The 20,156-nt window shown below is 63.1% G+C and carries 18 protein-coding genes; 17 read left to right on the forward strand and 1 reads right to left on the reverse strand.

The window, feature by feature from the left end:
* Window positions 1-2 precede the first annotated feature (2 nt).
* The 17 genes from nuoF to GGQ99_RS02815 all read left to right on the forward strand — a co-directional run bounded on the left by nuoF (window position 3) and on the right by GGQ99_RS02815 (window position 18,855).
* Window positions 3-1,310, forward strand: coding sequence for an NADH-quinone oxidoreductase subunit NuoF (gene nuoF, locus GGQ99_RS02735; RefSeq protein ID WP_108607733.1), 1,308 nt, complete (start codon window positions 3-5; stop codon window positions 1,308-1,310).
* 86 nt (window positions 1,311-1,396) lie between these two features.
* Entirely contained in the window at window positions 1,397-2,104 is a 708-nt protein-coding gene (locus tag GGQ99_RS02740; RefSeq protein WP_246389389.1) for an NADH-quinone oxidoreductase subunit E, read from the forward strand.
* Between the two features lie 78 nt (window positions 2,105-2,182).
* On the forward strand, window positions 2,183-4,264 hold the full coding sequence (gene nuoG, locus GGQ99_RS02745; RefSeq protein ID WP_183260518.1) for an NADH-quinone oxidoreductase subunit NuoG: 2,082 nt from the start codon (window positions 2,183-2,185) through the stop codon (window positions 4,262-4,264).
* Window positions 4,265-4,272: 8 nt separating this feature from the next.
* Window positions 4,273-5,316: an NADH-quinone oxidoreductase subunit NuoH gene (gene nuoH / locus GGQ99_RS02750; protein WP_108607736.1), complete on the forward strand. Its 1,044-nt coding sequence runs from the start codon at window positions 4,273-4,275 to the stop codon at window positions 5,314-5,316.
* The gene (gene nuoI, locus GGQ99_RS02755) at window positions 5,316-5,807 is read left to right on the forward strand and encodes an NADH-quinone oxidoreductase subunit NuoI (protein WP_108609847.1); all 492 of its coding nucleotides are present in this window, start codon (window positions 5,316-5,318) and stop codon (window positions 5,805-5,807) included. The genes nuoH and nuoI overlap by 1 nt, the downstream gene beginning before the upstream one ends.
* Window positions 5,808-5,935: 128 nt before the next feature.
* Window positions 5,936-6,556: an NADH-quinone oxidoreductase subunit J gene (locus GGQ99_RS02760; protein WP_108607737.1), complete on the forward strand. Its 621-nt coding sequence runs from the start codon at window positions 5,936-5,938 to the stop codon at window positions 6,554-6,556.
* Between the two features lie 2 nt (window positions 6,557-6,558).
* Complete coding sequence (nuoK, locus tag GGQ99_RS02765; RefSeq protein WP_108607738.1) at window positions 6,559-6,867, forward strand: NADH-quinone oxidoreductase subunit NuoK; 309 nt, start codon at window positions 6,559-6,561, stop codon at window positions 6,865-6,867.
* A 10-nt stretch (window positions 6,868-6,877) separates the two neighbouring features.
* On the forward strand, window positions 6,878-8,866 hold the full coding sequence (nuoL, locus tag GGQ99_RS02770) for an NADH-quinone oxidoreductase subunit L (protein WP_183260520.1): 1,989 nt from the start codon (window positions 6,878-6,880) through the stop codon (window positions 8,864-8,866).
* Window positions 8,866-10,371 (forward strand): NADH-quinone oxidoreductase subunit M, encoded by a 1,506-nt coding sequence (locus GGQ99_RS02775; protein WP_108607740.1) that lies wholly within the window; start codon window positions 8,866-8,868, stop codon window positions 10,369-10,371. Before nuoL ends, GGQ99_RS02775 begins: the two co-directional genes overlap by 1 nt.
* 17 nt (window positions 10,372-10,388) lie before the next feature.
* Window positions 10,389-11,825 carry an NADH-quinone oxidoreductase subunit NuoN gene (gene nuoN / locus GGQ99_RS02780; protein ID WP_108607741.1) on the forward strand — a complete coding sequence of 479 codons (1,437 nt, stop codon included), beginning with the start codon at window positions 10,389-10,391 and terminating at the stop codon, window positions 11,823-11,825.
* Between the two features lie 4 nt (window positions 11,826-11,829).
* Window positions 11,830-12,657 (forward strand): biotin--[acetyl-CoA-carboxylase] ligase, encoded by an 828-nt coding sequence (locus GGQ99_RS02785; RefSeq protein ID WP_183260522.1) that lies wholly within the window; start codon window positions 11,830-11,832, stop codon window positions 12,655-12,657.
* 22 nt (window positions 12,658-12,679) lie between these two features.
* Complete coding sequence (locus tag GGQ99_RS02790; RefSeq protein WP_108607743.1) at window positions 12,680-14,350, forward strand: ribonuclease J; 1,671 nt, start codon at window positions 12,680-12,682, stop codon at window positions 14,348-14,350.
* A 14-nt stretch (window positions 14,351-14,364) separates the two neighbouring features.
* Window positions 14,365-14,769 carry a methylmalonyl-CoA epimerase gene (mce, locus tag GGQ99_RS02795; protein WP_108607744.1) on the forward strand — a complete coding sequence of 135 codons (405 nt, stop codon included), beginning with the start codon at window positions 14,365-14,367 and terminating at the stop codon, window positions 14,767-14,769.
* On the forward strand, window positions 14,766-15,035 hold the full coding sequence (locus tag GGQ99_RS02800; RefSeq protein ID WP_108607745.1) for a DUF1467 family protein: 270 nt from the start codon (window positions 14,766-14,768) through the stop codon (window positions 15,033-15,035). The genes mce and GGQ99_RS02800 overlap by 4 nt, the downstream gene beginning before the upstream one ends.
* A gap of 522 nt (window positions 15,036-15,557) precedes the next feature.
* On the forward strand, window positions 15,558-16,886 hold the full coding sequence (gene proS / locus GGQ99_RS02805) for a proline--tRNA ligase (RefSeq protein WP_108609848.1): 1,329 nt from the start codon (window positions 15,558-15,560) through the stop codon (window positions 16,884-16,886).
* A complete protein-coding gene (locus GGQ99_RS02810) occupies window positions 16,883-18,169 on the forward strand; it encodes a lipoprotein-releasing ABC transporter permease subunit (RefSeq protein ID WP_108607746.1) in 1,287 nt (428 codons plus the stop codon). Before proS ends, GGQ99_RS02810 begins: the two co-directional genes overlap by 4 nt.
* Complete coding sequence (locus GGQ99_RS02815; protein WP_108607747.1) at window positions 18,169-18,855, forward strand: ABC transporter ATP-binding protein; 687 nt, start codon at window positions 18,169-18,171, stop codon at window positions 18,853-18,855. The genes GGQ99_RS02810 and GGQ99_RS02815 overlap by 1 nt, the downstream gene beginning before the upstream one ends.
* Before the next feature lie 493 nt (window positions 18,856-19,348).
* Here the strand turns inward: GGQ99_RS02815 and lipB are convergent, their stop codons facing one another.
* Window positions 19,349-20,089 carry a lipoyl(octanoyl) transferase LipB gene (gene lipB / locus GGQ99_RS02820; RefSeq protein ID WP_183260524.1) on the reverse strand — a complete coding sequence of 247 codons (741 nt, stop codon included), beginning with the start codon at window positions 20,087-20,089 and terminating at the stop codon, window positions 19,349-19,351.
* Window positions 20,090-20,156 lie beyond the last annotated feature (67 nt).

Below are 20,156 nucleotides of genomic sequence, written 5' to 3' on the forward strand. Positions count from 1 at the left end.
ACATGCTTGAAGACAAGGATCGCATCTTTACCAACATCTACGGCCGCTTCGACCAGTCGCTGGCTGGGGCGATGTCGCGCGGCCATTGGGATGGCACCGCCGGCATCATCGAAAAGGGCCGCGAGTGGATCATCAACGAGATGAAGGCGTCGGGACTGCGCGGTCGCGGCGGCGCCGGATTCCCGACGGGTCTCAAGTGGTCGTTCATGCCCAAGAGCAACCCTGACGGCCGTCCGTCCTATCTCGTCATCAATGCCGACGAATCCGAGCCGGGCACCTGCAAGGACCGCGACATCCTGCGCCATGACCCGCATACGCTGGTCGAAGGTTGCCTGCTCGCCGGTTTCGCCATGGGTGCTGTTGCTGCCTACATCTATGTGCGTGGCGAATTCATCCGCGAGCGCGAAGCGTTGCAGCGCGCCATCGACGAGGCCTATGACGCCAAGCTGATCGGCAAGAACAACAAGAACGGCTACGATTTCGACATCTACGTCCATCACGGCGCAGGTGCGTATATCTGCGGCGAAGAAACCGCGCTGCTCGAAAGCCTCGAAGGCAAGAAGGGCCAGCCGCGTCTCAAGCCGCCGTTCCCGGCGAATGTCGGCCTGTATGGATGCCCGACGACGGTCAACAACGTCGAGTCGATCGCTGTAGCGCCGACAATCCTGCGCCGTGGCGCTGCCTGGTTCTCCGGCATCGGTCGTCCGAACAACGTAGGCACCAAGCTGTTCATGCTCGTCGGCCACGTCAACACGCCCTGCACGGTCGAAGAGGCCATGGGCATCAGCTTCCGCGAACTGGTCGAAAAGCACGGTGGCGGTATTCGCGGCGGCTGGGACAATCTGCTGGCCGTCATCCCCGGCGGTGCGTCGTGCCCGTTGGTCAAGGCCGAGGACATCATCGACTGCCCGATGGATTTCGACGGACTGCGCGAGCGCAAGTCGTCGTTCGGCACGGCCGCCGTGATCGTCATGGACAAGTCGACCGACATCGTGAAGGCGATCGCGCGGCTCAGCTACTTCTTCAAGCACGAGAGCTGCGGCCAGTGTACGCCGTGCCGTGAAGGCACCGGCTGGATGTGGCGCGTCATGGAACGCCTGGTGCGCGGCGAAGCGCACAAGCGCGAGATCGACATGCTGCTCGACGTCACCAAGCAGGTGGAAGGCCACACGATTTGCGCGCTGGGCGACGCGGCCGCATGGCCGATCCAGGGCCTGATCCGCAACTTCCGCCCGGAGATCGAGCGGCGCATCGACGAGTTCTCGCGCAATTCGCATCGCGCCGAGCCGGTGCTGGTGGCGGCTGAGTAGAGGTTAAGTCAGAAAGTGCGGGCCAAAGGTCCGAAATAGGAAACGACGAGGCAGAGGCGAACGGCGAAGGCGACAAGGAGCTACCAATGTCGACATTTCCCATTCCCGAAAGTGCAGTGCCTGAGATGGAACGTTTGGAGCAGATGAACAGGGACTTCGTGGCGATGCTGCCCAAGGAGTTTGCCGGTAAGGCAAACCTCATGGTGCACCCCGCCGCTGGAATCGCTGCTGCTTCGGCGCTGAGTGTAGGCCTCGCCAGTCACGCCATGGGCGTCTGGATCGGGGCCGTGACTGGTGCGTCAGAGGCTGCGCAGCGGCTGTTTTCGCCCGACTTCGGCGATTTCACCGGTGCGACGCGGGCCAAACCGGCTGGTGTGGCGGCCAAGCGGGCGGAAGCTGAGACTGCTTCGTTGATCGCCGAGGTGAAAACCCTGGCGCGCAAGCTGGAGAAAGCCGAGGCCGAGCCGGTGGCTGCTGCTGCGACCGATCCGGTGGTTGTCGAGGCTGCTGTTGTCGAAGAAGCGCCGGTGGGGCTTCAGCCTGAGGATTTCAGGCAGCCTGCATCGATCGAAAGGCCGGAAGCGCCTGACGATCTGAAGGCCATTTCGGGCATCGGTCCGAAGCTGGAGCAGGTGCTGAACGGCCTCGGCATCTGGACCTACGGCCAGATCGCCGGCTGGACGGCGGAAGAGGTGGCCTGGGCGGACGACTATCTCGGCTTCAAGGGCCGGATCGGCCGTGATGAGTGGATAGGGCAGGCGGCGACGCTTGCCGGCGGCAAGACCGCCGCGTGAATTGAGGATTTCGGGGCGCAGCGCAGGCCGCGCCCCTTGCAGGACGGAATGCGGATCATCCGCGGGATTTGAGGCGCTATGGCAAAGCTTAAGGTCGACGGGAAAGAGATTTCGGTACCCGACCACTATACGCTGCTGCAGGCTGCGGAAGAGGCGGGCGCGGAAGTGCCGCGCTTCTGCTTCCATGAGCGGCTGTCGATTGCCGGCAACTGCCGCATGTGCCTTGTCGAGGTAAAGGGCGGACCGCCCAAGCCGGCGGCTTCCTGCGCCATGGGCGTGCGCGACCTGCGCCCAGGCCCGAACGGCGAAACGCCCGAGATCTTCACCAACACGCCGATGGTCAAGAAGGCCCGCGAAGGCGTGATGGAGTTTTTGCTCATCAACCATCCGCTCGACTGCCCGATCTGCGACCAGGGCGGCGAGTGCGACCTGCAGGACCAGGCGATGGCCTTCGGCCTCGACGGTTCGCGCTACAACGAAAACAAGCGCGCTGTCGAAGACAAGTACATCGGCCCGCTGGTCAAGACGATCATGACGCGCTGCATCCACTGCACACGCTGCGTCCGCTTTACCACCGAGGTGGCCGGCATCTCCGAGCTCGGCCTGATCGGCCGTGGCGAGGACGCTGAGATCACCACCTATCTCGAGCAGGCGATGACCTCCGAGCTGCAGGGCAACGTCATCGACCTGTGCCCGGTCGGTGCGCTGACCTCGAAGCCCTACGCCTTCCAGGCGCGTCCGTGGGAACTGACCAAGACCGAATCCATCGACGTGATGGATGCCGTCGGATCGGCCATCCGCGTCGATACGCGTGGCCGCGAAGTGATGCGCATCATGCCGCGCATCAACGAGCAGGTGAACGAGGAGTGGATCTCCGACAAGACCCGCTTCATCTGGGACGGCCTGCGCACGCAGCGTCTCGACCGTCCTTATGTCCGCAAGAATGGCAAGCTCGCTCCGGCGACCTGGCCCGAGGCGTTCTCGGCGATCAAGGACGCTGTCTCCAAGACTTCGGCTGACCGTATCGGCGCGATTGCCGGCGATCTTGCGACCGTTGAGGAAATGTACGCGCTCAAGCAACTGGTCTCCTCGCTCGGCTCGAAGAACATCGATTGCCGCCAGGACGGTGCCGCGCTCGATCCGTCGCTCGGCCGCGCCAGCTACATCTTCAACCCGACCATCGAAGGCATCGAGCAGGCCGACGCCATCCTGATCATCGGCGCCAACCCGCGCTTCGAGGCTTCGGTGCTCAATGCCCGCATCCGCAAGCATTGGCGCGCAGCCAATGTGCCGGTTGCCGTCATCGGCGAGGTCGGCGACACGCGCTATGACTACGAGCAGCTCGGTTCCGGCCCGGATACGCTCAAGGACCTGGCCGAAGGCAATGGCAAGTTCTTCTCGGTCCTCAAGAAGGCTTCGCATCCGCTGATCATCGTCGGCCAGGGCGCAGTCGCCCGGTCCGATGGTGCCGCCGTGCTCGGCCAGGCCGCCAAGCTCGCGACCGCGGTCAAGGCGAGCCGCCCAGACTGGAACGGCTTTGCCGTGCTGCACACCGCAGCGGCCCGCGTCGGCGGCCTCGATGTCGGCTTCGTGCCGGGCGAGGGTGGCAAGAACGTTACCGGCATGCTCGGCGATAGCGACGTGCTGTTCCTGCTCGGCGCCGACGAGCTCGACCTGAGCAAGGCCGGCGACGCGTTCGTGGTCTATGTCGGCACCCATGGCGACGCCGGCGCGCACCGCGCCAACGTCATCCTGCCTGGCGCTGCCTACACCGAGAAGTCGGGCACCTATGTGAACACCGAAGGCCGCGTCCAGGTGACCGGTCGCGCCGGCTTCGCGCCGGGCGAGGCCAAGGAAGACTGGGCGATCCTCAGGGCGCTGTCCGATGTGCTCGGCCATAAGCTGCCTTTCGACTCGCTGCAGCAGCTGCGCGCCAAGCTCTATGCGGAGCTTCCGCATCTGGCGCGCATCGACCAGATCGATGCCGGCGACAATGACGACATCGCCAAGGTCGCCAAGCTCGGCGGCCGCCTGAACAAGGCAGCCTTCACCTCCGTCGTGAAGGACTTCTACCTCACCAACCCGATCGCACGCGCGTCGGCGGTGATGGCCGAGTGTTCGGCACTGGCCAAAAACGGCTTCAAGCAGGCGGCGGAGTAAAGGCTGTCATGGATACCTTTTTCTCCTTCTACGTCCTGCCGGCGTTGATCATCCTCCTGAAGTCGGTCGTGCTGATCGTCGTCCTGCTGATCTTCGTCGCCTACATCCTTTATGCCGACCGCAAGATCTGGGCGGCGGTGCAGCTGCGCCGCGGCCCGAACGTCGTCGGTCCCTGGGGCCTGCTGCAGGCCTTCGCCGATCTCCTGAAGTTTGTCTTCAAGGAGCCGGTGATCCCGTCAGGCGCCAACAAGGGCGTGTTCCTGCTTGCACCAGTCGTCTCGGCGGTGCTGGCGATCTCGGCATGGGCGGTGATCCCGGTCAGCGAAGGCTGGGCGATCGCCAACGTCAACGTCGGCATCCTCTATGTCTTCGCCATCTCCTCGCTCGAGGTCTATGGCGTGATCATGGGCGGCTGGGCCTCGAACTCCAAGTATCCCTTCCTCGGCGCGCTGCGTTCGGCGGCCCAGATGGTGTCCTATGAAGTCTCGATCGGCTTCGTCATCGTCTGCGTGCTGCTCACCGTCGGTTCGCTGAACCTCACCGACATCGTGCTGTCGCAGGGCGATGGCATCGGCACGCGCCTGGGCCTGCCGAACACCTTCCTCGACTGGAACTGGCTCGTGCTGTTCCCGATGTTCGTGATCTTCTTCATCTCGGCACTCGCAGAGACCAACCGTCCGCCCTTCGACCTTGTCGAAGCCGAGTCGGAACTCGTTGCCGGCCACATGATCGAATATTCGTCGACGCCGTTCCTGCTGTTCTTCCTCGGCGAGTACGTCGCCATCGTGCTGATGTGCGCGCTGACGACGATCCTGTTCCTTGGCGGATGGCTGCCGCCGTTCGACTTCGCACCCTTCACCTGGGTGCCCGGCGTGATCTGGTTCGTGCTCAAGGTCTGCATGGTGTTCTTCATGTTCGCCATGGTGAAGTCCTTCGTGCCGCGCTACCGCTACGACCAGCTGATGCGCCTGGGCTGGAAGGTGTTCTTGCCGATCTCGCTGGCAATGGTCGTGATCACCGCTGCTGTCCTCAAGCTTTCGGGAGCCGCATGATGTCCGCGCTAACCCAAGCCGCCAAATCGCTGCTGCTGCAGGACTTCGTCGGCGCGTTCTTCCTGTCGATGCGCCAGTTCTTCGCGCCCAAGGCGACGCTGAACTATCCGCATGAAAAGGGACCGGTCAGCCCGCGCTTCCGCGGCGAGCATGCGCTGCGCCGCTATCCCAACGGCGAAGAGCGCTGCATCGCCTGCAAGCTGTGCGAGGCGATCTGCCCGGCGCAGGCCATCACTATCGAGGCCGGCCCGCGCCGCAACGACGGTACGCGCCGTACGGTGCGCTACGACATCGACATGGTGAAGTGCATCTATTGCGGCTTCTGCCAGGAAGCCTGCCCGGTCGACGCCATCGTCGAGGGGCCGAATTTCGAATTCGCGACGGAAACGCGCGAGGAGCTTTACTACGACAAGGACAAGCTGCTTGCGAATGGCGACCGGTGGGAGCGCGAGATCGCGCGCAACATCGCGATGGATTCGCCGTATCGCTGAGGCTTGAACAATGGACGGGCCAAGTCGGCTCGTCTAAGGAACGCGCGACCTGCACCGGAGGCGGAGCAAGGACGTGAACAGGGCAGGGCGCAGGCGCGTTCGGCCCGAAAGGAAAACCGGGGGAACCCATGCTCAACGGACTTGAAGCGGTATTTTTCTACCTCTTCGCCTTCATCGCGGTGGCGTCGGCCTTCATGGTCATTTCGGCGCGCAACCCGGTTCACTCGGTGCTCTACCTGATCCTGACGTTCTTCAACGCTGCGGGTCTGTTCCTTTTGACCGGCGCCGAGTTCCTGGCGATGATCCTGCTTGTCGTCTATGTCGGCGCGGTGGCGGTGCTGTTCCTGTTCGTGGTCATGATGCTCGACGTCGATTTCGCCGAGCTCAAGTCAGGCGCGCTGCAATATGCGCCGATCGGCGCGCTGGTCGGCCTGATACTGGCGGCCGAGCTGATCGTGGTGACCGGTGGCTACGCGTTCTCGCCGAAGCTCGCGACGGCGGTTGCCCAGCCAACGCCTGACATCGCGGTGCGCCACAACACGGCAGCGCTCGGCGACATCCTCTACACGGATTACATCTACTTCTTCCAGATCGCCGGCCTTGTGCTTTTGGTCGCCATGATCGGCGCCATCGTGCTCACGCTGCGCCACAAGCCGAACGTCAAGCGCCAGAGCATCCCCGCTCAGGTCGCCCGCACGCCGGCCACCGCGATCGAGGTCAAGAAGGTCGAGACGGGCAAGGGAATCTGACCATGGTTGTCGGTATCGGACACTATCTCACCCTTTCGGCGGTGATGTTCACACTCGGCGTGTTCGGCATTTTCCTGAACCGCAAGAACGTCATCGTCATCCTGATGTCGGTCGAGCTGATCCTGCTCGCCGTCAACATCAATTTCGTGGCTTTCTCTGCCCATCTCGGCGATCTCGTCGGTCAGGTTTTTGCGATTTTCGTTCTGACGGTCGCCGCCGCTGAAGCGGCAATCGGGCTTGCCATTCTGGTCGTATTCTTCCGCAACCGCGGCTCCATCGCGGTCGAAGACGTGAACATGATGAAGGGCTGACGGGACAAAAATGTATCAGCTAATCGTCTTCCTTCCGCTTCTCGGCTTCCTGATCGCCGGCCTGTTCGGCCGTTCGATCGGCGCCAAGGCGTCCGAATACATCACCTCCGGCCTGCTGGTCGTGTCGGCTGTCCTGTCCTGGGTCGCCTTCATCACCGTGGGGCTCGGCGACGTCGAAGTGTTCACCGTGCCGGTGCTGCGCTTCATCGACTCCGGCGGGCTGCAGGCCAACTGGGCGCTGCGCATCGACACGCTGACGGTGGTCATGCTGGTCGTGGTCAACACGGTGTCGGCGCTCGTCCACATCTACTCGATCGGCTATATGCACCACGATCCGCATCGGCCGCGCTTCTTCGCCTACCTGTCGCTGTTCACCTTCGCCATGCTGATGCTGGTGACGTCGGACAACCTCGTTCAGATGTTCTTCGGCTGGGAAGGGGTGGGACTCGCGTCCTATCTGCTGATCGGCTTCTGGTACAAGAAGCCGTCGGCGAATGCCGCCGCCATCAAGGCGTTCGTGGTCAATCGTGTCGGCGACTTTGGCTTCCTGCTCGGCATCTTCGGCCTGTTCGTTCTGTTCGGCTCGGTCGAATTCAGCACGATCTTTGCCGGCGCCGCTTCCTATCTGCCGGCCGAAGGCGCTGCCGCAAGCAGTGAAACCGTCCTGACCTTCCTCGGCTATGCGCTCGACAAGCAGGGCGCGCTGACCATCGTCTGCCTGCTGCTGTTCATGGGTGCCATGGGCAAGTCGGCGCAGGTGCCCCTGCACACCTGGCTGCCGGACGCCATGGAAGGCCCGACGCCGGTGTCGGCGCTGATCCACGCGGCCACCATGGTGACCGCCGGCGTGTTCATGCTGGCGCGCATGTCGCCGGTGTTCGAACTGTCCGCCTCCGCGCTTACCGTCGTGACCTTCATCGGCGCCTTCACTGCCTTCTTCGCAGCGACCGTCGGCCTGGTGCAGAACGACATCAAGCGCGTCATCGCCTATTCGACCTGCTCGCAGCTCGGCTACATGTTCGTGGCGCTGGGCATGGGCTTCTACTCAGCCGCCATCTTCCACCTGTTCACGCACGCCTTCTTCAAGGCGCTGCTGTTCCTGGGCTCGGGCTCGGTGATCCATGCCGTTTCCGACGAGCAGGACATGCGCAAGATGGGTGGTCTCAGGAGGCTGATCCCGACTACCTACTGGATGATGGTCATCGGCACGCTGGCGCTGACCGGCGTCGGTATCCCGGCGACGATCATCGGCACGGCCGGCTTCTTCTCCAAGGACGCCATCATCGAAGGCGCGTTCGTCGGCCACAACGCGGTCGCCGGCCTTGCCTTTGCGATGCTCGTGGTCGCTGCCTGCTTCACCAGCTTCTATTCCTGGCGCCTGATTTTCATGACCTTCCACGGCAAGCCGCGCGCCACCGCCGACGTCATGCACCATGTGCATGAATCGCCGCCGGTGATGCTGGTGCCGCTGTTCGTGCTGGCTGTCGGCGCGCTGTTTGCGGGCGTGGTGTTCCACGACCAGTTCATCGGCGAGGCCTACAACGAGTTCTGGAAGGGCGCGATCTTCACGCTCGAGACCAATCACATCCTGCACGACTTCCACGGCGTGCCGATGTGGGTGAAGCTCGCGCCGTTCGCAGCGATGATCAGCGGCTTTCTGGTGGCCTACCTGTTCTACATCCGCTCGCCGGAGATGCCGAAGGTGCTGGCTGAACGCCATCGCGGGCTCTACGCCTTCCTGCTCAACAAGTGGTACTTCGACGAACTGTACGACTTCCTGTTCGTGCGCCCGGCCAAGTGGCTCGGCCGCTTCCTGTGGAAGAAGGGTGACGGCTGGCTGATCGACGGGTTCGGCGCCGACGGCATCTCGGCCCGCGTCGTCGACGTGACCAACCGTGTCGTCAAGCTGCAGACCGGTTACCTCTATCACTACGCCTTCGCCATGCTGATCGGCGTGGCGGCCCTCGTTACCTGGATGATGCTCGGGAGCTCCTTCTGATGTCTGGCGTTCCCATTTTGTCGCTAGTCACCTTTCTGCCGCTGGTCGGCGCGTTCCTGATCCTTCTGATCAGGGACGACGGTGATGCTGCGCGTCGCAATATCCGCAATGTCGCGCTCCTGACCACGGTCTTCACCTTTGCGGTGTCGCTGCTGATCTGGATCTATTTCGACAACGCCGAGACCGGCTTCCAGTTCGTCGAAAAGGCCGCGTGGCTCGATTCCGGCATTTCCTACCACATGGGCGTGGACGGCATCTCGATGCTGTTCGTCATCCTGACGACCTTCCTGATGCCGCTCTGCATCCTGGCCAGCTGGGAGTCGGTGGAAAAGCGCGTCAAGGAATACATGATCTCGTTCCTGGTCCTGGAAACGCTGATGATCGGCGTGTTCTGCGCGCTCGACATCGTGCTGTTCTACGTCTTCTTCGAAGCGGTGCTAATCCCGATGTTCATCATCATCGGCGTCTGGGGCGGCAAGCGTCGCGTCTATGCCAGCTTCAAGTTCTTCCTGTTCACGCTGCTCGGCTCGGTGCTGATGCTGCTGGCGGTTATGGCGATGTTCTGGCAGGCCGGCACGACCGACATTCCGACGCTGCTTTCGCATGGCTTCCCAGCCAACATGCAGACGTGGCTGTGGCTCGCCTTCTTCGCCTCGTTTGCGGTGAAGATGCCGATGTGGCCGGTCCACACCTGGTTGCCGGATGCGCACGTCGAGGCGCCGACGGCAGGTTCGGTCATTCTGGCCGGCATCCTGCTGAAGATGGGCGGCTACGGCTTCCTGCGTTTCTCGCTGCCGATGTTCCCGCTGGCATCCGAATTCTTCGCGCCGCTGGTTTTCGCACTGTCGGTCGTCGCCATCATCTACACCTCGCTGGTGGCGCTGATGCAGGAGGACATGAAGAAGCTGATCGCTTATTCATCGGTCGCCCACATGGGCTACGTCACCATGGGCATCTTCTCGATGAACCAGGAAGGCGTGCAGGGCGCGATCTTCCAGATGCTGAGCCATGGCCTCGTCTCCGGTGCGCTGTTCCTCTGCGTCGGCGTCGTCTACGACCGCATGCATACGCGTGACATCGCGGCCTATGGCGGCCTGGTCAACAACATGCCGAAATATGCGGTGGCGTTCCTGATCTTCACCATGGCCAATGTCGGATTGCCCGGCACCAGCGGTTTCGTCGGCGAGTTCCTGACGCTGTTCGGCATCTTCAAGGTCAACACCTGGGTGGCGCTGCTCGCCGCAACCGGCGTGATCCTGTCGGCGGCCTATGCGCTGTGGCTCTATCGCCGTGTCGTCTTCGGCGCGCTGACCAAGGAAAGCCTCAAGGGTCTGTTCGACCTGTCGGGCCGCGAGAAGGTGGTGCTCTACCCGCTCGTCATCCTGGTCATCTTCTACGGTGTCTACCCGGCACCGGTGTTCGACGCCACGGCGGCTTCCGTGAAGGCGTTGGTCAATAACGTAACCGTATCGATCGACGCCGCGCAGACCGCGGCGGCGAACTGACAGGGGTTTTGCGAACCATGACGCCCGAACTCCTTTCGAGCCTCTCGCTCTCCATGCCGGAGCTGATCATTGCTGTCGGCGCGCTGGTGCTGCTGATGGTGGGTGTGTTCTCCGGCGAGCGCGCCAACTCGACCGTGACCGGCCTGGCCGTCGCGTTGCTGATTGCGGCCGGTGCGTGGATGCTGGTGTTCGGCCATGACGGGCAGGGCTACGGCACGGCCTTCATCTCCGATCCGTTCGCCCGCTTCATGAAGTTTCTGACGCTGGTTGGCGCGGTCGTGACGCTGATCATGTCGGTCGGCTTTGCCAAGGCCGAGAAGTTCGACAAGTTCGAGTTTCCGGTGCTGGCCATGCTGGCCACCCTCGGCATGCTGCTGATGATCTCGGCCAACGACATGCTGGCACTCTATCTCGGGCTCGAGTTGCAGTCGCTGGCGCTCTATGTCATTGCGGCGATCAACCGCGACAACGTGCGTTCGACCGAAGCGGGCCTCAAGTATTTCGTTCTCGGCGCCTTGTCGTCGGGCATGTTGCTCTACGGCATCAGCCTCGTCTACGGCTACACCGGCCACACCTCGTTCGAAGCGATCGCCGCAGCGCTGACCGGTGGCGAGCGCCAACTCGGACTGGTCTTCGGCCTGGTGTTCGTGCTTGCCGGCCTGTGCTTCAAGATCTCGGCGGTGCCGTTCCACATGTGGACGCCTGACGTCTATGAAGGCGCGCCGACCCCGGTGACGGCATTCTTCGCCGCGGCCCCCAAGATGGCGGCGATGGCGCTGATCGTGCGCGTCACCATGGGTGCGTTCGAGCCGATCGGCCTCGACTGGCAGCAGATCATCGTCTTCGTCTCGATCGCCTCGATGGTTCTGGGCGCCTTCGCGGCGATCGGACAGAAGAACATCAAGCGCCTGATGGCCTATTCGTCGATCGGACACATGGGCTACGCGCTTGTCGGCCTCGCGGCCAACAGCGAAGCCGGCGTGCGCGGCGTGGTCATCTACATGCTGATCTACCTGGTGATGACGCTGGGCACCTTCGCCTTCATCCTCGCCATGCGCCGCAAGGACGGCAATGTCGAACAGATCAGCGATCTGGCCGGCCTGTCCTCGACCAATCCGATGATGGCGACGATCCTGACCATCCTTATGTTCTCGCTGGCCGGCATTCCGCCGCTCGCGGGTTTCTGGGGGAAGTGGTACGTCTTCCTCGCCGCAATCGATGCCAATCTCTACGCCCTTGCGGTGATCGGCATGCTGGCTTCGGTGGTCGGCGCCTATTACTACCTGCGCATCATCAAGATCATGTGGTTCGACGAGCCGGTCGGCGGTTTCCAGCCGATGGCGGGCGAGCTTCGCCTCGTGCTCGGCCTGTCCGGCGCGTTCGTGCTGTTCTACGTGCTGATCGGCGGCCCTGTCGGGCAGATGGCGGAAGCTGCTGCCAAGACCTTCTTCTGACGGGATGGGGTTCCAACTCGCACCGACTGCAAGTGCCGACGGCTTCCGCCTGGAAGCCCACGATGCGGTAGGGTCGACCAACGCACTGGCGTTGGAGCACGCGATGGCAGGCGATCCGGGCAAGCTCTGGGTCGTCTCCAAGAAACAGGACAGCGGTCGCGGCCGGCGCGGCCGCGTCTGGGCGACGCCGGAGGGCAACCTGGCGGCGACTCTGCTCAAGGTCCTCGATCACGATCTGCAATATGCCGCGACGCTCGGCTTCGTCGCTGGGCTCGCGCTTGCCGATGCGCTGGATGCGGTGGCGCCCAATGCCCGGTTTTCGGTCGGCGTCGATGGCGGCAGCGGGCAGGGCGTCAAGCGTTTCGAGCTGAAATGGCCGAACGACGTGCTGGCGTCGGGGGCCAAGCTTGCCGGCATCCTGCTTGAATCGACCCTGCTTGGGCATGGGCGGCTCGGCATCGCCATCGGCATCGGTGTCAATGTCGTGGCCCATCCGACCGACGTGCCTTATCCCGCGACGTCGCTTGCCAGCCTCGGAGCGGGCGTCGACGCCGAAACGCTGTTCCTGGCTCTTTCCGATGCCTGGAGCGAGAACGAACGCATCTGGGCCGAAGGCAGGGGCCTGGCCCAGATCCGCAAGCGCTGGCTGGCGCGCGCTGCTGGCCTGGGCAGCGAAGTGGCCGTGCGGGTCGAGGGAAATGTGGTGCGCGGCATCTTCGAGACCATCGACGAGGATTGCCGCTTCGTCATCCGTGACGCTAAAGGTGAAACGGTAAAGATCGCCGCTGGCGACGTGCATTTTGGCGCGGTCGCATCGGCCGGCGCGGCCTGACAGGCCTGAAAGGATTTCTGGTATGGCGAAAGCGGAAAACGCCGAGCTCGTATTCGTGCCGCTTGGCGGCGTCGGCGAGATCGGCATGAACTTCGCGCTCTACGGCTTCGGCCCGGCGAATGCGCGCGAGTGGATCATCATCGATGTCGGCGTGACTTTCCCCGATGCGACGCTGCCGGGTGTCGATCTGGTGCTGCCCGATACGCGCTTCATCGAGGAAGAGCTCAAGAACCTTCGAGGCATCATCATCACGCATGCGCACGAGGATCACTACGGCGCGCTGCACGATACCTGGCCGAAGCTCAAGGCGCCCGTTTGGATGACGCCTTTTGCTGCCGGGCTGCTGGAAGCCAAGCGCCAGTCGGAGCAGGGCGCGCCGAAAATCCCGGTAACTGTCTATCGCGCCGGCGAGAAGTTCACGGTGGGTCCGTTCGAGATCGAAGCGATCGCTGTCAGCCATTCGATTCCCGAGCCGGTTTCGCTGGCGATCACCAGTCCCGCCGGTACGGTGATCCACACTGGCGACTGGAAGATCGACCCGGCGCCGGAAATCGGCCCCATGACCGACGAGGCTCGGTTCCGCGCCTATGGCGACAAGGGCGTGCTGGCGCTGGTCTGCGATTCGACCAATGCGCTGCGCGAGGGCGATTCGCCGTCCGAGCAGCAGGTCGGACAGGGGCTGCGCAAGGTGATCGAAGAGGCCAAGGGCCGTGTTGCGGTGACGACCTTCTCGTCGAATGTCGGCCGTATCCGCTCGATCGCCGAGGCGGCGCGCGACGCCGGTCGGCAAGTTCTGGTCATGGGACGCTCGCTGAAGCGGGTTATCGATGTGTCGAGCGAACTCGGCTACATGGACGGGCTGCCGGAATTCGTTTCCGAAGAGGATTACGGTTACATTCCGCGCGAAAACCTCGTCGTCATCTGTACTGGCAGCCAGGGTGAGCCGCGGGCGGCGCTCGCCAAGCTGGCACGCGACGAAATGAAGTCGGTCGCCCTGTCGCCAGGCGACACGGTGGTGTTTTCCTCGCGGACCATTCCCGGCAACGAAAAGGCGATCCTCGAGATCAAGAACCAACTCATCGACCAGGGCATGAGGATCATCGAGGACGGTGACGCGCTGGTCCACGTCTCCGGTCACCCGCGCCGCAGCGAACTCAAGCGCATGTATGAATGGGTGCGTCCGCGCATCGGCGTGCCGGTGCATGGCGAGGCGGCTCATCTCGTCGGGCAGGGCTCGCTGATGGCGATGTCCGGCATTCCCGAAGTGGCGCAGATCCGCGACGGCGACATGCTCCGGCTGTGGCCGGGCGCTGCAGAAATCATCGACCAGGTGCCGTTCGGCCGGGTCTATAAGGACGGCAAGCTGATCGGTTCGGACGAGGCGATGGGTATCCGCGACCGGCGCAAGCTGTCTTTTGCCGGCCATGTCGCGGTCAATGTCGTGCTCGACGACAAGTATGAGCTGTCAGGCGACCCGGATCTGGTGGCCATCGGCGTAGCCGAAGTCGATGCCGGCGGCGAGGCTCTCGAGGAATTGATGCTCGATGCGGCAATAGGCGCCGTGGACTCCATACCCCGCGCGCGCCGAAAAGACCTCGACCTGGTGCAGGAAGCGGTGCGTCGCGCGGTGCGCGGTGCGGCCAACGAAGCCTGGGGCAAGAAACCGCTGGTGACGGTGTTCGTCACCCGCTGAAGGCAGGACTTGATATGCTCGGACGCCTCAACCACGTCGCCATCGCCGTGCCGGACCTGGCAGCGGCGAGCGCGGTCTACCGCGACACGCTGGGCGCCAGGGTGACCGAGCCGCAGGCCCTGCCTGAGCATGGTGTGACGGTCGTCTTCATAGATGTCGGCAATACCAAGATCGAACTCCTCGAGCCGCTGGGCGAGGGGTCGCCGATCGCGGCATTCCTGGCCAAGAGCCCTTCAGGCGGCATGCACCATGTCTGCTACGAGGTTGACGACATCCTGGCTGCGCGCGACCACCTCAAGGCGAGCGGCGCCCGCGTGCTCGGCGACGGCAGTCCGAGGATCGGCGCGCATGGCAAGCCGGTGCTGTTCCTGCACCCCAAGGATTTCCAGGGTACGCTCGTGGAGCTCGAACAGGCATGACCTGGATTTCCATCATCGCGATGTATTTCGTCTTCTGGTGGCTGACCCTGTTTGCCATCCTGCCGTTCGGCGTGAAGACCCAGGATGACGACAACAATGTCACGCACGGGACGGAGGCGAGCGCGCCGCGCGGCCCCCACATGCTGCGCGCCATGCTGTGGACAACGGTGGTCACGGCGGTGCTGATGGGCGCGTTCTATGGCGTGACCCTCGGCCTCGGCTACAGCTTCGACGATTTCCCCCAGTTCATCCCCGAGATCAACTGAGCGACAACGCCCGGCCGACTACCGCCGACGCGTCGGCGGGGGCGGGATGATCTGGTGTCATGCTGGGGCTTGCCGGGTGTCATGCCCGGTCATGTCGTTTGTCAACGACGCATCGTAAGCTGATGATTGCCCAAAAAAAATGCAAGGCGCGAAGCCTTGCAATTTAAACGCGTCCGATCTGCTTTCCGTTACCGGCGGCAGCGAGTTATCGCGCCTAGATCGCATCCTCCCAAGACTTTGACCGCGTAGGAGAGCGGATTTTTCTCCGCCCTCTCGGTTATCGGGGCACATTAGACCAAGCCGAAATGAAATGTCACGCAGAATTTTGCTTCGGCAGGGGCAATCCTGTGCTGCAATGCACAATTGTTTGGCAGAATTTGCCTGGCAACCAGACAGGGCATTCTGACGCTGCGTCGAAACGGCGTGCGCGGGTTTCCAATCGGCCATGAAATGGCTATGAAGCGCGTTCAAGCAAGCCTTTCCCGTGCCGATTCCGGCATCATCGTTTTCATGGAATCTTCGATGCGTCTGTCGCGCTATTTCCTGCCTATCCTGAAAGAAAATCCCCGCGAGGCGGACATCATTTCCCACCGGCTGATGCTGCGCGCGGGCATGATCAGGCAACAGGCGGCCGGCAGCTTCTCGTGGCTGCCGCTGGGCAAGCGCGTGCTGGACAAGATCTGCCGCATCGTGCGCGAAGAACAGGATCGGGCCGGCGCATTGGAAATCTTGATGCCGACGATCCAGTCGGCCGACCTGTGGCGCGAAAGCGGCCGCTACGACGACTACGGCAAAGAGATGCTGCGCATCAAGGACCGGCACGAGCGCGACATGCTGTTCGGACCGACCAACGAAGAGATGGTGACGGAAATCTTCCGGTCCTACGTCAAGTCGTACAAGGACCTGCCGCTCAACCTCTACCATATCCAGTGGAAGTTCCGCGACGAAGTGCGCCCGCGCTTCGGCGTCATGCGCAGCCGCGAATTCCTGATGAAGGATGCCTATTCCTTCGACCTCGACTTCGAGGGCGCAAAGGCTGCCTACAACAGGATGTTCGTCTCTTATCTCCGCACCTTCACGCGGATGGGCCTGCAGGCGATCCCGATGCGCGCCGATACCGGCCCGATCGGCGGCGACCTGAGCCACGAGTTCATCATCTTGGCCGAAACCGGCGAAAGCCAAGTGTTCTGCCATCGCGATTATCTCGGCCTGCCGGTGCCGGGCGCCGAAACCGACTTCGGCAATGACGGCGAGATCGACGGCATCGTCAAGCAGTGGACGACGCCGTATGCGGCGACCGAAGAAATGCATGACGAGGCGGCCTGGGATGCGGTGCCCGAGGCCGACAAGGTTTCGGCAAGGGGCATCGAGGTCGGCCACATCTTCCATTTCGGCGAGAAGTACTCGAAGCCGATGGGAGCCAAGGTGACCGGGCCCGATGGCAAGGAGCATTTCGTGTCGATGGGTTCCTACGGCATCGGCCCGTCGCGCCTGATCGCCGCGATCATCGAGGCGAGCCATGACGAGAACGGCATTATCTGGCCGGAGGCAGTGGCACCGTTCGACATCGGCCTGATCAACATGAAGGTTGGCGACGCCGAGTGCGACCGCATCTGCGACGAGTTCTACAAGGCCTTCGAAGCAGCCGGCAAGGACGTGCTCTACGACGACACCGACCAGCGCGCCGGCGGCAAGTTCGCCACTGCCGACCTGATCGGCCTGCCGTGGCAGGTGATCGTCGGTCCGCGCGGTGCTGCTGCCGGTGAGGTCGAAATCAAGAACCGCAAGACCGGCGAGCGCGAAACGCTGCCGGTGGCTGCCGCACTCGCCAAGCTGGGCGCCAAGGCATGAACCAAGTGGCGGCGGCGAAGCCGGCCGGGGCCGGGCCGTTCTCGGTGTTCGAGCGCATGGTGGCCTGGCGCTACCTTCGTTCGAAGCGCAAGGAGACGGTGATCTCGGTCATCGCCTCGATCTCGTTCCTCGGCATCATGCTGGGCGTTGCCACGTTGATCGTGGTGATGGCGGTGATGAACGGGTTTCGCGCCGAACTCCTGACCCGCATCCTCGGCGTCAACGGCCATCTGGTCGTCACCGCAGTGGACACCCCGCTTGAGGACTATTCGGCAGTCGCCGACCGCATCAACGGTGTTTCAGGCGTCAAATATGCCATTCCGCTGGTCGAGGGCCAGGTGCTGGCGCAGGGCAATGTCGGCGCTGGCGCCGGCGCTCTGGTGCGCGGCATCAGAGGCAGCGACCTCGGCAAGGTGACGCTGGTCGCCAACAACATCAAGCAAGGCTCGATCGTCGGCTTCGACGAAGGCGAGGGCGTGGTCATCGGCAAGCGCATGGCCGAGAACATGGGCCTGGTGCTGGGCGATTCCATCCGGCTGATTTCGCCCGACGGAGACGTCACGCCGATGGGCACGACGCCGCGGGCGAAAGCATATCCGATCTCCGGCATCTTCGAAGTCGGCATGTCGGAATATGACAGTTCGATCGTCTTCATGCCGCTCAACGAGGCGCAGCTCTACTTCAATTCCGAAGGCAAGGTCGGCTCGATCGAGATCTATGTCGACAATCCCGATGACGTCGATGCGCTGAAGACCAAGGTCGAGGAAGCGGCGCAGCGGCCGATCTTCCTGACCGACTGGCGCCAGCGCAACCAGACCTTCTTCTCGGCACTGCAGGTCGAGCGCAACGTCATGTTCATGATCCTGACGCTGATCGTGCTTGTGGCAGCATTGAACATTATCTCCGGCCTGATCATGCTGGTGAAGGACAAGGGCCACGACATCGCCATCCTGCGCACGATGGGTGCGACGCGTGGCGCCGTCATGCGCATCTTCCTGATGACGGGCGCCGCCATCGGTATGACCGGCACCATTGCCGGCGTGCTGCTCGGCGTCGTCATCTGCCTCAATGTCGAGCGCATCAGGCAGTTCTTCTCGTGGCTTTCCGGCACGGTGCTGTTCAATCCCGAGCTCTATTTCCTCAGCCAGCTGCCGGCCAAGATGGACGTCGGCGAGACTGTCTCGGTGGTGCTGATGGCCCTGGTGCTGTCGTTCCTGGCGACACTGTTTCCGGCATGGCGGGCGGCAACGCTCGATCCGGTCGAAGCGCTGAGGTACGAGTGATGGCCATCGAAGCCGTTATCGAACTCAAGAGCGTCGAACGCCATTATGAGCAGGGCTCGCGCAAGCTGACGATCCTGAACGATGCCAATTTCTCGCTCAAGCCGGGCGAGATGGTGGCTCTGGTGGCGCCGTCAGGCGCCGGCAAGTCGACGCTGCTGCATACCGCAGGCCTGCTCGAACGCCCCGACGCCGGCGACGTCTTCCTGAACGGGCGCGCCTGCGGGCGGCTTTCGGACGACGAGCGTACCGCGATCCGCCGCAACGACGTTGGTTTTGTCTATCAGTTCCATCACCTGCTGCCCGAATTCTCGGCGCTGGAGAATGTGATGATGCCGCAGTTGGTGAAGGGTCTCAGCCCGGCCAAGGCGAGCGAGCGTGCCGAGCAACTGCTCGACTACATGAAGATCGGCAAGCGCGCCGAACACAGGCCGTCAGAGCTTTCCGGCGGCGAGCAGCAGCGTGTGGCGATCGCACGCGCGGTTGCCAATGCGCCGCTGGTGCTTCTGGCCGACGAGCCGACCGGCAATCTCGATCCGGTGACGGCAGGCTATGTCTTCGACGCGCTTTCGGCGCTCGTCAGGCAGTCTGGCCTGGCGGCGCTGATTGCCACACACAACCACGAGCTTGCCGCGCGCATGGACCGCCGCGTGACGCTCGCCGAGGGCAAGATCGTTCCGCTGCGCTAGCCGCGGGCGATCGCTCCAGACGCCTGTTCGCACTGTCGGCGGGCCGCGCTCAAGTTGACTTTTAGTTCGATGCCGGTTCGGCTGACGCGCGATTGTTAACGCGCGGCGGTGACCGGTCGCGCGCATAAACCCTTCATTTACTGTCGAATCGCTTGCAACGAGCGCCTGCGCCCGAAAGCAATGGTGTGCGTTGACATTTGAACAAAAATAGAACAAATTGAGAACATATTAAAAACAGGAGCAACAGATGACCGAGCTGCTACAGGATGTCCTTTCGATGGTCTGCATGAGCACCTTCCTCGTCACCATGGCGATGTGGATCGGCGCACTGTGATTGAATGCCGGTTCGGCCTCTTCTCGATGGGGTTCTGGACCGATGAAGGCTGCGGCACCGGGACAGATCCCGATGCCTGAATGACGCGGGAATTGCGGCGCCGACGTCAAAGGGACCCGCCACGTTCGGGGCTGCAAACAGGCAGACCAGCGAAAGTTCCTAGGCGGTTTTTCGTACGGTCTCGGAGACTGTGCTAGCTGGCCCGAATATCGCTTCGAAAGCGGCCTTGAGCGCAACGTCGAGGTCGTTCATCGTCACCGGCAGGCCAAGGTCGACAAGGCTGGTGACGCCATGGTCGGTGACGCCGCAAGGCACGATGCCCGAGAAATGGCCGAGCTCAGGTTCGACATTGATGGCGATGCCGTGGAAACTCACCCAACGACGCAGGCGTATGCCGATGGCGGCAATCTTGTCTTCCGCCGGTGAACCGTCCGGCAGGGCCGGGCGGTCGGGTCTGACCACCCAGACGCCCACCCTGTCCTCGCGGCGTTCGCCCTTCACGTTGAAGGCGGCGAGCGCCGATATGATCCAGGCCTCGAGTGATGCCACGAAGGCACGCACGTCTTCGCGCCGACGCTTGAGGTCGAGCATGACGTAGGCCACGCGCTGGCCGGGGCCATGATAGGTGTATTCGCCGCCGCGGCCGGTCTTGAAGACGGGGAAACGGTCGGGCTCGACCAGGTCCTGCTCCTGGGCGCTGGTGCCTGCGGTGTAGATTGGCGGGTGCTCGACCAGCCAGACCATCTCGCCGGCGCTACCCTGGCGAATCGCGTCGGCGCGCTCTTCCATGAAGGCGAGTGCCTGATCGTAAGGGGTGAGGCCGGATTCGATTCGCCATTCGACCGGGGCTGAGCCCGGAAGGGCGAGAAACGACGTGGCGATCAGGCTGCGTTCGGTCATTTGGACGGTCCGTTCTTCGGCCTGATATGGCCGCTGGCGGCCAAAACGTCCAGTCCCCGCGCCTTGA

The sequence above is a fragment of the Aminobacter niigataensis genome, from assembly GCF_014200015.1.
Classification (GTDB): Bacteria; Pseudomonadota; Alphaproteobacteria; order Rhizobiales; family Rhizobiaceae; genus Aminobacter; species Aminobacter niigataensis.

Coding starts and splice junctions, on each gene's coding strand:
- nuoF (WP_108607733.1), top strand. CDS start 3: ATGCTTGAAGACAAGGATCGCATCTTTACCAACATCTACGGCCGCTTC.
- GGQ99_RS02740 (WP_246389389.1), top strand. CDS start 1,397: ATGTCGACATTTCCCATTCCCGAAAGTGCAGTGCCTGAGATGGAACGT.
- nuoG (WP_183260518.1), top strand. CDS start 2,183: ATGGCAAAGCTTAAGGTCGACGGGAAAGAGATTTCGGTACCCGACCAC.
- nuoH (WP_108607736.1), top strand. CDS start 4,273: ATGGATACCTTTTTCTCCTTCTACGTCCTGCCGGCGTTGATCATCCTC.
- nuoI (WP_108609847.1), top strand. CDS start 5,316: ATGTCCGCGCTAACCCAAGCCGCCAAATCGCTGCTGCTGCAGGACTTC.
- GGQ99_RS02760 (WP_108607737.1), top strand. CDS start 5,936: ATGCTCAACGGACTTGAAGCGGTATTTTTCTACCTCTTCGCCTTCATC.
- nuoK (WP_108607738.1), top strand. CDS start 6,559: ATGGTTGTCGGTATCGGACACTATCTCACCCTTTCGGCGGTGATGTTC.
- nuoL (WP_183260520.1), top strand. CDS start 6,878: ATGTATCAGCTAATCGTCTTCCTTCCGCTTCTCGGCTTCCTGATCGCC.
- GGQ99_RS02775 (WP_108607740.1), top strand. CDS start 8,866: ATGTCTGGCGTTCCCATTTTGTCGCTAGTCACCTTTCTGCCGCTGGTC.
- nuoN (WP_108607741.1), top strand. CDS start 10,389: ATGACGCCCGAACTCCTTTCGAGCCTCTCGCTCTCCATGCCGGAGCTG.
- GGQ99_RS02785 (WP_183260522.1), top strand. CDS start 11,830: ATGGGGTTCCAACTCGCACCGACTGCAAGTGCCGACGGCTTCCGCCTG.
- GGQ99_RS02790 (WP_108607743.1), top strand. CDS start 12,680: ATGGCGAAAGCGGAAAACGCCGAGCTCGTATTCGTGCCGCTTGGCGGC.
- mce (WP_108607744.1), top strand. CDS start 14,365: ATGCTCGGACGCCTCAACCACGTCGCCATCGCCGTGCCGGACCTGGCA.
- GGQ99_RS02800 (WP_108607745.1), top strand. CDS start 14,766: ATGACCTGGATTTCCATCATCGCGATGTATTTCGTCTTCTGGTGGCTG.
- proS (WP_108609848.1), top strand. CDS start 15,558: ATGCGTCTGTCGCGCTATTTCCTGCCTATCCTGAAAGAAAATCCCCGC.
- GGQ99_RS02810 (WP_108607746.1), top strand. CDS start 16,883: ATGAACCAAGTGGCGGCGGCGAAGCCGGCCGGGGCCGGGCCGTTCTCG.
- GGQ99_RS02815 (WP_108607747.1), top strand. CDS start 18,169: ATGGCCATCGAAGCCGTTATCGAACTCAAGAGCGTCGAACGCCATTAT.
- lipB (WP_183260524.1), bottom strand. CDS start 20,089: ATGACCGAACGCAGCCTGATCGCCACGTCGTTTCTCGCCCTTCCGGGC.